11 protein-coding genes and 1 pseudogene are annotated in these 10,444 nt (G+C 68.6%); 6 read left to right on the top strand and 6 right to left on the bottom strand.

Annotation, left to right across the window (positions count from 1 at the left end):
• Nucleotides 1-245: pseudogene (locus NF876_RS17765) on the top strand (IS630 family transposase); the annotation flags it as partial.
• A 29-nt stretch (nt 246-274) separates the two neighbouring features.
• Here NF876_RS17765 and NF876_RS17760 read toward each other — a convergent pair.
• Nucleotides 275-565, bottom strand: coding sequence for a hypothetical protein (locus NF876_RS17760; protein ID WP_262270110.1), 291 nt, complete (start codon nt 563-565; stop codon nt 275-277).
• A gap of 375 nt (nt 566-940) precedes the next feature.
• Between NF876_RS17760 and NF876_RS17755 the strand changes: the two genes are divergently transcribed.
• Together NF876_RS17755 and NF876_RS17750 are read left to right on the top strand one after the other, a co-directional pair.
• On the top strand, nt 941-1,114 hold the full coding sequence (locus NF876_RS17755) for a hypothetical protein (protein ID WP_262270109.1): 174 nt from the start codon (nt 941-943) through the stop codon (nt 1,112-1,114).
• Nucleotides 1,115-1,236: 122 nt separating this feature from the next.
• A complete protein-coding gene (locus NF876_RS17750; protein ID WP_262270108.1) occupies nt 1,237-2,730 on the top strand; it encodes a tetratricopeptide repeat protein in 1,494 nt (497 codons plus the stop codon).
• Nucleotides 2,731-2,805: 75 nt separating this feature from the next.
• Here the strand turns inward: NF876_RS17750 and NF876_RS17745 are convergent, their stop codons facing one another.
• Both NF876_RS17745 and NF876_RS17740 read right to left on the bottom strand, forming a co-directional pair.
• Nucleotides 2,806-3,654: a type 1 glutamine amidotransferase gene (locus NF876_RS17745; protein ID WP_262270107.1), complete on the bottom strand. Its 849-nt coding sequence runs from the start codon at nt 3,652-3,654 to the stop codon at nt 2,806-2,808.
• A gap of 146 nt (nt 3,655-3,800) precedes the next feature.
• On the bottom strand, nt 3,801-3,962 hold the full coding sequence (locus tag NF876_RS17740; RefSeq protein WP_262270106.1) for a NepR family anti-sigma factor: 162 nt from the start codon (nt 3,960-3,962) through the stop codon (nt 3,801-3,803).
• A gap of 225 nt (nt 3,963-4,187) precedes the next feature.
• Between NF876_RS17740 and NF876_RS17735 the strand changes: the two genes are divergently transcribed.
• Nucleotides 4,188-5,621 carry a pyridoxal phosphate-dependent decarboxylase family protein gene (locus tag NF876_RS17735; RefSeq protein WP_262270105.1) on the top strand — a complete coding sequence of 478 codons (1,434 nt, stop codon included), beginning with the start codon at nt 4,188-4,190 and terminating at the stop codon, nt 5,619-5,621.
• A 17-nt stretch (nt 5,622-5,638) separates the two neighbouring features.
• Here NF876_RS17735 and NF876_RS17730 read toward each other — a convergent pair whose 3' ends face one another.
• From NF876_RS17730 to NF876_RS17720, 3 genes are all read right to left on the bottom strand, one after another.
• Entirely contained in the window at nt 5,639-6,115 is a 477-nt protein-coding gene (locus tag NF876_RS17730; RefSeq protein ID WP_262270104.1) for a VOC family protein, read from the bottom strand.
• Nucleotides 6,116-6,267: 152 nt separating this feature from the next.
• Complete coding sequence (locus NF876_RS17725; RefSeq protein WP_262270103.1) at nt 6,268-7,641, bottom strand: MBOAT family O-acyltransferase; 1,374 nt, start codon at nt 7,639-7,641, stop codon at nt 6,268-6,270.
• A 483-nt stretch (nt 7,642-8,124) separates the two neighbouring features.
• Nucleotides 8,125-8,277, bottom strand: a complete 153-nt coding sequence (locus tag NF876_RS17720; protein ID WP_262270102.1) for a hypothetical protein — start codon at nt 8,275-8,277, stop codon at nt 8,125-8,127.
• A gap of 627 nt (nt 8,278-8,904) precedes the next feature.
• Between NF876_RS17720 and rpsU the strand changes: the two genes are divergently transcribed.
• Together rpsU and NF876_RS17710 are read left to right on the top strand one after the other, a co-directional pair.
• A complete protein-coding gene (gene rpsU / locus NF876_RS17715) occupies nt 8,905-9,195 on the top strand; it encodes a 30S ribosomal protein S21 (RefSeq protein ID WP_262270101.1) in 291 nt (96 codons plus the stop codon).
• 141 nt (nt 9,196-9,336) lie between these two features.
• Entirely contained in the window at nt 9,337-10,422 is a 1,086-nt protein-coding gene (locus tag NF876_RS17710; RefSeq protein ID WP_262270100.1) for a PLP-dependent cysteine synthase family protein, read from the top strand.
• The last annotated feature ends 22 nt before the right edge of the window (nt 10,423-10,444 follow it).

Genomic DNA, 10,444 nt, shown 5'->3' with positions numbered 1-10,444 from the left:
TCCACCTGCACTTCACCCCGACTTCGGCTTCGTGGCTCAACCTGGTCGAGCGCTTCTTCGCCCTGATCACGCAGGAGCGCATCCGGCGCGGCGCCTTCACGAGCGTGCCCGATCTGGAGCGCGCGATTATGGCCTATCTGGAGCACCATAATGCCGACCCTCGCCCCTTTGTCTGGACCGCCCCGGCCTCAGCGATCCTGGAAAAGGTCGCCCGTGCGAAACAAGCGTTAGAGTCACAACACTAGGTGGCGGGCGCCCCGAACGGAGAGAGGTCTTAGAACACGCCCAGGCTGTGGCCGTTGTCGACGAGCGTGTCGCTGTCGACGATGCCGCCGACCTGAGCCGAGGTCGCGCTGCCGCCGTAGGCGGTGTTCGTCGCCATCTGGTCGATGTCGTTGTAGGAGAGCTGTTCGTTGTAGCCGCCGCCGAACCAGTCGTGGCTGCCGTCGAGAAGCTTGTCGGCATCCGTGATGTTGGCCACCTGGGCCGACGTCGCATTGCCGCCGAGGGCCGTGTTGAAGGCGTCCTGGAAGATGTCGTTTTCAGAGAACTGGAAGTTTTCCATGGTAGGTTCCTCTTCGGGTTAAGCGTTGCTCTCGAGACCGCCTGAGATGCTCTCTCCGTTGGCGATGATGAGACTTTGAACCACCGTCGAGGATGGCGCTGTGAAGCGCGTCACACCGGCGAATTTTCTGCAGATGTGTCTGATCGTCGGGAGCCGCCGTTCGAGCTCCGGCGGCCATCGCGGCGGGAAACGCGGCCGGATTGCGGCTGCGCCGGAGGAACCAGCTTGTCCCGTTCGAGTTCAGACCTGAAGCATCGACCGGGACGACGTTAGGCTTCCGGGTCAATTCCAGATATCGATTCCGATGCCGGCGCATCGTTCGGCGCGCAACCCAGGGTTCCGCGCGATGCGCGAGCCTCGGGCCAGGAGAGCACGATGGGCATTCGCAATTGGACGGCACTGGCAGTGATTGCCCTTGCCGTCGTGGTCGTTTTCTTCGCCTTGCGCGAAACGCATTCCGACCCGGAGAGTGCCCCGGGACGGGCCGCCAGCCAGGAGACGATCAAGCCGATCCCGTCCAACCCGGATACCGTCGCCCCGCGCCCCTGACGGTCGAGGTCCATGGGTTTCCACGCCGTGCCGCGTCGGCCTGCAAGGTCCAGCAAAGCCAGCGCGGCTAATCCTTGATCCGATGGCCCGCCTCCGGCGCAAATGATATTTGGATCCTTTTCATGACGACCATTCAGCTTCCCGACGTCGCCGTCACGATGACGCTCGTCGCCACCCTGCAGGCGAGCCTGCCGCATTTCGGCCGCATGGTCGATCAGTGCGGCGATCCGGCCCCCGCCCTGCGTCAGCTCGGCCTCGTTCACTGGGAAAACGGGCGGTTCGACGCGGCCGCCCAATGCTTCGCCGCCGCACTGTCCCTGGCGCCCGGGAACCCGGACCTCTGGCGCGATCTGGCGAGCGTCTCCAGCGCCGCCGACCGCGACGAGGAGGCGCTGACGGCGATCCGCCGGTCCCTCGACCTCGATCCGCTGAGCGCTCCGTCCTGGCAGACCCTCGCCGGCGTGGCCGACAGGCTGGACGACGCCGAGACGGCCGAGGACGCCTACCGGCGCACCATCGCGCTCAAGCCCGAGGCCGCCGCGTCTCATCTCGGGCTCGGCCTGCTGCTGTTCCGGAAGAAGCGTTACGACGACGCTCTGGCGGCCGTGCGCGCGTCCATCGCGCACGATCCGGTGAACGGCCTTGCCCATTATGCCCTCGGGCATCTGTCCTTCATCGCGTCCGATTTCGCCGGCTGCGCGCGGGCGTTCGACGAGGCTGTCCGCCTGACGCTGCCGCTCGATCCGCCGACCCGGCAGAAGCGCGCCCGCGCGCTGACGTTCCAGGCCATGATCGAGGGCCGGGTCCGTGACGCCCTGCGCGATTATCCCGCAATCGCCGGCGAGGACCGCGAGGATCTCGAGATCATCACGCGCGACGCGTTCTCCGTTCTCAGCGCCGCCGGTCATCTCGAAGCCGCCGCGGAGATCGGCCGGATGAGGCTCGCGGAAAGGCCCGACGATCCGGTCAGGCGCTATCTGCTCGACGCCGTGCTCGGGCGAGCCATGACGGCTGCTCCCGTGGAGTACATCGAGACTTATTTCGATCAGTTCGCGCCCCAGTTCGACGGCAAATTGCTCGAGACGCTGCAATACGAAGCCCCGCGCCGGATGGCGTCGCTCGTGGCCAGGCACCGGACCGGCTTCGGGACCATGCTCGACCTGGGCTGCGGCACCGGCCTGGCCGCCGCGGAACTGGCGCCCCTCGGGGCGAGCCTGATCGGGGTCGATCTCTCCGCCGGCATGCTCGCCGAGGCCGCCAGGCGCGGCGGCTATGCCGAGCTCGTCAAGGCGGAGGCCGCCGCCTATCTCGCGGCGTCGCGGAACCGTTTCGATCTCGTCTTCGCGGCGGATTCCCTGATCTATTTCGGCGATCTCGGCCCGCTGTTCCGCGCGGCCGCCGGGGCCCTGGTGCCGGGCGGATTGTTCGCCCTGAGCATCGAGCTCGCAGCCGGTGACGGGTTCACGCTGCAGCCCTCCGGCCGCTTCGCCCATTCGCTCGAACACGTCCGGTCGACGGCCACGGACTTCGTCGTCCTGGAGACCATGGAGAGCCGCATCCGGCTCGAAGCGGGGCGCCCGGTGCCCGGCCTCTACGTTCTCCTGGAACGACGCTGATGCGGCGCCGGTGCGCCGCGCCTGCGGGATCTGCGCCGCGCACCGGAACTCGCCGCGCACCGGAACTCCTGGCGGCTATCGACCCTCGACCGCGAAGCGAATGAAATTGCGCAGTTCCGTCAGGCGGTGCTCTCCCTGCGTGACCTGCGCGTCGAGCCCGAGCATCCAGGCAAGATCCCGTCGGTCGGGATCCTGGTGGAGCGCCTCGACCATGGAAGCATAGTGATCGAGATCCCCGGAGCTGCCGACGTATCCCTCCCGGACCAGGTCGTCGCACTGACGCCGCAGCGCTCCCGCGACCTCGCGCAGGTCGAGTTCGGGATGGTACTGGACACCCCAGAACACGCCCGCTTCGTGCCGGATCTCGACGGCCTGAACCTCGGTGACCGTGTTGAAGGCCAGCAGCGTTCCTCCTTCCGGCAGCGTCTCCACTTCGTCCGAGTGGAACGCCGGAGCGTCGAAGGAGGCCGGCCTCCCGGCCAGGAGCGGATGCCGATGCCCGTCCTCCGTGAGCGTGATGCGGCGCGCGAAGCCGGCCTCCCGGCCCCGGCGACCGGGGCGCACCGCGCCGCCGGCCGCCACCGTGGCCACCTGCAATCCGGCACAGGACCCGAAGGAGGGGACGCCTGCGTCGAACACCGCCCGCATCAGGTCGACCTCCCGCCGCGTCTCGGGAGTGTCCTGGTAGAGGTGGAGCGGCGAGCCGGTCACGAACACCGCATGGTAGGCCCGCAACCCGGCCCGGTCGGGCAGCGCGGCGCCCCTGTCGGCCGGCTTCACGCGATGGCAGACGGCCTCGGGTGCGAGGCTGCGCAAGGTGTCGATATAGGTTTCGCCCGAGCTGCGCCCCACGCTCTCGCGGCGGTTTTCCCGGGCTTCGGGCGGCTCGCTTTCCGCAACGAGGAAACGCAACTGTTCTGGCAAGGGGAGCTTTCCGGAAGACGCCGAAACGGCAGGCAAGACGGAACACCGCGAGCCGCATTCGGGTTCCGGGTCGCACCTGCGGCATGAGGAACGGCCCGCTCGGTCGATGACGAGCCGTGCTTCAACCGATCCCGGATCCGTTCCCGTCAGGGTTCCTTGCGCGCGAGCTCGCGCTCGGCCCGCCGCAGGGCGAGCAGCAGGTCGATCTGATCGTCCGGGATCGGCTGACCCTCGATCTCCGCGAAGATGGCCTGAAGGTGGGCGGCGATCTGCTCCCGCGCGTCGGGGCCAAGCCGCGGACCCGACATCGTCTGATCCGAATTTCTCTCGGTACTCATTGGGCTCCCTGTTGCTACTCCGCCCCTGACGTGATCGGCTGCGAACCAGCCTGAGATTGTCTCGTCAGTATTTCCCATCGTGGTTAACGGATCGTAAGCGTCGCGCCTCGACCGTCGGGACAGGGCAGGCCGTTCCGGTTGTGATCGCCCCCGCGATGCGTCATGCTGGGCGCAAGGTTGCCCGGAGCCCGAGCCATGGATCGGAGACAAGCGGCCGATGCCGGCCTGACGCGCACGCTGTTCGAGACCGTAGCGTCCGTGGCCTCCGACTTCCGTAGCGTCATCAGCCGACGCCTCCAGCGCCCCGAGCAAACCTACCCGGACGCCCTGGCGGCCTTCGCCCAGCCCACGCCCGAGACCGGTCTGGCGGCCGAGGAGGTGATCCGCGATCTCGTCCGGCGGGCCACGCCGGGGCTCCACGCCAGCACGGGGCCGCGCTTCTTCGGCTGGGTGATCGGCGCCTCCCATCCGGTCGGCGTCGCGGCCGACTGGCTGACCTCGGCCTGGGGGCAGAATGCGGGCAACCACACGGCCTCTCCGGCGGCGGCCGCCGCCGAGACCGTGGCGGCCGGGTGGCTGCTCGATCTTCTGGATCTCCCCCGGGAGGCCTCGGTCGGCTTCGTCACGGGCGCCACCGTGGCGAACTTCGTCTGTCTGGCGGCCGCCCGCGGCTCGGTGCTGCGCCGGGCGGGCTGGGACGTGGAGCGCCATGGCCTGTTCGGCGCCCCGCCCATTCACGTGCTCATCGGCGACGAGGCCCACGCGACCGTGTTCTCGGCGCTCCAGTTCCTGGGCCTCGGCCACGACCGGGTCGTGCGCATCGACACGGACGGCCAGGGCCGCATGCGCCCGGACGCCTTCGCCCGGGTCCTCGACCATTGTCACGGGCCCACCATCGCGATCACGCAGGCGGGCCAGATCAACACCGGGGCATTCGACGATCACGCGGCCATCGTGCCTCGGGCCCGCGCGCAGGGCGCCTGGGTGCATGTGGACGGGGCCTTCGGCCTGTGGGCCCGGGCCTGCCCGTCCCGGGCGGATCTGGCCGCCGGCATCGAGGGCGCGGATTCCTGGGCCACGGACGGGCACAAATGGCTCCAGACCCCTTACGATTGCGGCTATGCCATCGTCCGGGACGCAGACGCGCACCGGCGCGCCATGACCAGCGCGGCGAGCTACCTGCCGGTCATCGGCGAGGGCGAGCGCGACCCGTCCCATTATGTGCCGGAACTGTCCCGCCGGGCCCGCGGCTTCGCCACCTGGGCGATGCTCAACCATCTCGGGCGCGACGGGATCGCCCGCATGGTCGAGGAGCATTGCCGGCTCGCGCAGCGCCTCGCCGGGCGCCTCGCCGGCGAGCCCGGCCTGCGCATCGTCAACGACGTGGCCCTCAACCAGGTGATCGTCCGCTTCGGGCCCGACGCCCCTGCGGCGGACGGCGACGCCCTGACCCTGCGGACGATCCGGCGCATCCAGGAGGACGGGACGCTCTTCGCCGGCGGGTCGCAATGGCGGGGCGCCTGGGTGCTGCGGCTCTCGGTGATCTCGGGCCCGGCCACGGAGCAGGATATCGACCGCTCCGCCGACGCGATCCTGGCCGCCTGGCGGCAGGTGCGCGCCTCCGGCTGAGCGGGGCGGACCTCAGGTCATCCTCCGCGCCGCGCCGCCTCGATGGCCGCGACGTCTATCTTCCGCATGGTCATCATGGCGTCGAACGCACGCTTGGCTTCCGCGCCGCCGGCCGCCAGCGCCTCCGTCAGGACCCGCGGGGTGATCTGCCAGGACACGCCCCAGCGGTCCTTGCACCAGCCGCATGCGCTCTCCTGGCCGCCGTTGCCCACGATGGCGTTCCAGTAGCGGTCGGTCTCCGCCTGGTCGTCGGTGGCGATCTGGAACGAGAAGGCTTCGGTGGGCTTGAACGCGGGACCGCCGTTGAGGCCGAGACAGGCCACCCCCGCCACCGTGAACTCGACCGTCAGCACGTCGCCCTCCCGGCCGGACGGGTAGTCCCCGGGGGCGCGGTGCACGGCCGTCACCCGGCTGTCGGGAAAGGTCTCGGCATAGAAGCGGGCGGCGGACTCGGCGTCCTTGTCGTACCAGAGGCAGATCGTGTTCTTCGCCATGGCGTGCTCCCTGCTTGGACGGAGCCGGAGGCTCCGGTCTTGGCGCGTGCCTTTCTTCCTACCTCTTTTCCGGCCGGTGCGGCAAACCGGGCCCGTCGGCGCAGACGCCGGAACGCGTCCGCGATGTCCGCCCCATGGCCCGGGCGGCCGCGTCAGAACTGGAAATAGATGAACTCATAATTCGCGTCGTCGCCGATCTTGAACAGAACGACCACCAGGAGAACCGCGAAGACGACCGCGATGGCCCGGCGCGGCGGGATCCGGTGCACGAAGGCCCAGGCCGTCGGGCCGAGCACGGCGACCAGCGCGGCGATCAGGATCGTCCGCCACTTGATCGACGGGTCCGCTCCGCCGAGGCCGATCAGGCCCTCGTAGATCCGCAGCGCCGCGTCGAAGGTCGTGGCGCGGAAGAGCACCCAGGTGAGCATCACGAACAGCATCGTCAGGACCCAGCCTGCCGCGCGCGGCATGGCGAGCCCGGCGCGCCGCCACAGCACGCCCGCTGCGAGCGCGAGCCCGTGGGCGGCCCCCCAGGCGACGAAGGTCAGCCCGGCGCCGTGCCAGAGGCCGCCGAGCGTCATGGTGGCCAACAGGGCCGCGAGCTGCACCGCCAGGCCCTTCCGGTTGCCGCCCATGGCGATGTAGAGGTAGTCGCGCAGGAAGCGAGACAGGGTCATGTGCCAGCGCCGCCAGAAATCCTGCAGCGACACGGACCGGTAGGGCGCGTCGAAGTTCTGCGGCAGCACGATGCCGAAGAGCAGCGCGAGACCGAGCGCCATGTCGGTATAGCCCGAGAAATCGAAATAGATCTGGAACGTGAAGCCGAGCATCGCCTGCCAGGCCTCGCCCAGCGCGACGGCCTTTCCGGCGGCGGCGGCCTGGAAGATCGGGTTGACGTATTCGGAGAGCGGGTCGCCGAGCAGGGTCTTCTTCGCCAGGCCGCAGACCAGCAGCATGAGCCCCCGCGCGATGCGCTCGTCGGCGTCGGGCCGCCGGTAAGGCCGCTCCTCGAACTGGTGCATGATCTCGCTCCAGCGCACCAGGGGGCCGGCGAGAACCTGCGGGAAGAACGCGATGTAGAGGCCGTAGCGGACCGGATCGTACAGGGGCGCTTTGCCCTTCTTCAGATCCGTCAGGTACATGATGTGGTGGAACGTGAAGAACGAGATGCCGAGCGGCAGCGCGAGCTCCACGTGGAGCCTCGGCAGCCCGGGCACGAGGGCGGCGAGGTCCATGAAGAAGTTGAAATACTTGAAGACCGCCAGGACGAGCAGGTTGGCGGCGATCGCCAGCGGGATCAGGACGGATCGCCCCGAGCGCACGAAGGCCCTGGCGACGAGCCAGTTGACCATGATGGAGCCGGCCAGAAGCGGTACGAACCGCCAGTCCCAGTAGCCGTAGAAGACAACGGACAGCCCGAGCAGCACGGGCAGCCGCCATGCGGGACGGAACCGCTCGACGGCCCCATGGGCCAGCAGCGCGACCGGCAGGAAGGCGAACAGGAAGATGAACGAGTTGAAGAGCATTCCCGCAACAGCATCGTTGAGCGGCGCGGAATGCTCCCTTCCACGCCCTGACAGGGGTCTTGTGCGGGACTGCTTACCTTGCGTCAACTCATGGATCGGGAAGGCGGCCCATGTTCCTCACGCTTCCGGCCGCCGGAACGGGCCCTGGATCACTGTGCCGCGCCCGATCGGCTCCGGGGCGGTCCTCCCGGTCGAGCGGCTGCGGCTCGCGTCCGTGCCAAGTCACCACCGGCTCACACCACCCTCCATGTCATCACCGGGCCCGTCCCGGTGATCCCGATGGATTGAAGCGCGGCGCCTTTCCGGTCGGGATGGCCGGGACAAGCCCGGCCATGACGTGGCGAGGGTGGCAGGAAGGGCGGAGGGTGCCATGACGCCGGAGGGTGTCCGTGGGAGCATGAGACGGCCGGGACAGGCCCGGCCATGACGGATAGGGCGGAGCCCCATCGTGCCCGGGCGTGATCGCCCGTGACCCCGGCGCCCTTATCCGATCTGCTCGAGGATGATGGCCCGGATCTCTTCGCGGGTGAGGCTGCTTTGTTGCGGCTGCCAGGTGAGGCTGGACTTGCGGGGTGGCGTCGTCGCCGAGGCCTGAAGGCGGGCCTTGGCGGGCTTGGTATGGGAAATGGTCTTCATGATGTCCTTGGTCAGCTCCGGCGTCGCGCCGGGCAGACGTTATTGTTCGTTGATGATGTCGCGTGCGGTGCAAAACGACGGATCCGCCGCGTTGTTCCACGCAGCGACCAAACTTCAAAGATGCGGAAAGCGGGCTCGGCGCTCGATCAGGAGCTTCAGAGAGCAGGCCGAACATGTCGGTTGGATGACCATCATATGGACGATGTTCGGGATGAATGCAAGATCAAAGCGCAAACAGAACAGAAGCGGGAACAATAACGACAAGGCGGAGCCCTGTCGGACAGTGGTTTTATTGCGTGTCTGTTCAAGCTCTTCCGGTTGTCACGAGGATCGACTGTCCGCCTCTGCCTTGTATTCGCCCCATCCAGGCCCTAGATGAATGCTATTGATATCCGCCGGACAATCGGGCCGCCGCGCCTTCGCCGTCAAGGCGCACGTTCGGACACTCTCCCCGACATCGACGAACCGAGCGCGAGGTCTTCTCCCGCATCAAGGCGGGAGTGGTCGAGCGCGCCGTGCGCGAAGGCAGGATCCGCAGCGCGTGACCATCGAGGCGTCGTGCGATGGATCCGTGACGCCGGCCCGACATCCGACCCCATGTGAGACAGATTCGAGAAAGGACATCCCTTGCAGGTTTTCGTCAGAGACAACAACGTCGACCAGGCTCTTCGGGCCCTCAAGAGGAAGCTGCAGCGGGAAGGCGTCTTCCGTGAGATGAAGGCGCGGAAGTCCTACGAGAAGCCCTCCGAGCGCAAGATCCGCGAGAAGGCGGAAGCGGTTCGCCGGGCGCGCAAGCTCGCCCGCAAGCAGGCCATCCGCGAAGGATTGATCGCCGCGCCGAAGCGTCCCGCCCGGCCCGGGCGCGGGGGGGCCGGTTCCGCACGTCCCGCCGCGCCGGCTCCGAAGCCCGCCGAGTAACCGCGTCGGCCGCGTCGCCGCGCAGGGTGCCCTGCGCGGCCTTCCGCCCGCCCGGAGCCGAAACTCCTGGCGGAGCCGAAATTCCTGGACGGATTCGGCCCCTTTCACTAAGCTTGAGAGGGAGAAACGAGGAGGGCCCGCATGGACAACCCGAAGCCTCAGATAAGGACGACCGACGGCCGAGGACGGCTGTTCGACAGCGTCGTCGACACCATCGGCGACACGCCCTGCATCCGCGTCAACCATCTCGCGCCCGCGCATGTCACGCTCTACGTCAAGGCCGAGTTCTTCAACCCCGCCGCCTCGGTCAAGGACCGGCTCGCCATCGGGATCATCGAGGCGGCCGAGCGGTCCGGCGCGCTGAAGCCCGGCCAGACCGTCGTCGAGGCGACGAGCGGCAACACGGGCATCGGGCTCGCGATGGTCTGCGCCCAGAAGGGCTATCCGCTCGTCGTCACCATGGCGGACAGCTTCTCGGTCGAGCGGCGCAAGCTCATGCGCATGCTGGGCGCCAAGGTGGTGCTCACGCCGCGCGCCGCCAAGGGCTTCGGCATGTACCAGAAGGCCGTGGAGCTCGCGGAGGCGAACGGCTGGTTCCTCGCCCGGCAGTTCGAGACGCAGGCCAACGCCGACATCCACGAGGCGACGACCGCGCGCGAGATCCTCGGCGACTTCAATGGCCGGCGACTCGATTATTTCGTCACCGGCTACGGCACGGGCGGCACCGTCACGGGCGTCGGCCGGGTGCTGCGCCGGGAGCGGCCCGAGACGAAGATCGTTCTGAGCGAACCGGCGAACGCGCAACTCGTCGGCAGCGGCCGCGCCCAGGGCCGCGCCGAGAACGGCGCCCCGGCCGAGAGCCACCCGGCCTTCGAGCCGCACCCGATCCAGGGCTGGACGCCCGACTTCATCCCGTTCGTGCTCCAGGAGGCGATCGACCGGAAGTTCTACGACGAGCTGATCCCGGTGGCCGGCGCCGAGGGCATGAAATGGGCCCGGATGCTCGCCCAGAAGGAGGGCATCTTCACCGGCGTCTCCGGAGGCTCCACCGTCGCGGTCGCCATGCAGGTGGCCGAGCGCGCGCCCGAGGGATCGGTGATCCTCGCCATGCTGCCCGACACCGGCGAGCGCTATCTCTCGACACCGCTCTTCGAGGCGATCCCCGAGGACATGACCGACGAGGAGGCCGCCCTGTCGCGCTCGACCCCGGGCTTCCAGATGGGCTGACGGTCTGGCGTGTCGGACGGGA

Source organism: Microvirga yunnanensis (genome assembly GCF_025460875.1).
This window is presented reverse-complemented; position numbering and strand designations above follow the sequence as displayed.

Excerpts from the sequence above, each read along its gene's own strand:
- NF876_RS17740 (WP_262270106.1), bottom strand. The coding sequence starts at position 3,962 with ATGTCGGGTCCGCGGCTTGGCCCCGACGCGCGGGAGCAGATCGCCGCC.
- NF876_RS17730 (WP_262270104.1), bottom strand. The coding sequence starts at position 6,115 with ATGGCGAAGAACACGATCTGCCTCTGGTACGACAAGGACGCCGAGTCC.
- NF876_RS17725 (WP_262270103.1), bottom strand. The coding sequence starts at position 7,641 with ATGCTCTTCAACTCGTTCATCTTCCTGTTCGCCTTCCTGCCGGTCGCG.
- NF876_RS17710 (WP_262270100.1), top strand. The coding sequence starts at position 9,337 with ATGGACAACCCGAAGCCTCAGATAAGGACGACCGACGGCCGAGGACGG.
- NF876_RS17750 (WP_262270108.1), top strand. The coding sequence starts at position 1,237 with ATGACGACCATTCAGCTTCCCGACGTCGCCGTCACGATGACGCTCGTC.
- NF876_RS17760 (WP_262270110.1), bottom strand. The coding sequence starts at position 565 with ATGGAAAACTTCCAGTTCTCTGAAAACGACATCTTCCAGGACGCCTTC.
- NF876_RS17735 (WP_262270105.1), top strand. The coding sequence starts at position 4,188 with ATGGATCGGAGACAAGCGGCCGATGCCGGCCTGACGCGCACGCTGTTC.
- NF876_RS17755 (WP_262270109.1), top strand. The coding sequence starts at position 941 with ATGGGCATTCGCAATTGGACGGCACTGGCAGTGATTGCCCTTGCCGTC.
- NF876_RS17720 (WP_262270102.1), bottom strand. The coding sequence starts at position 8,277 with ATGAAGACCATTTCCCATACCAAGCCCGCCAAGGCCCGCCTTCAGGCC.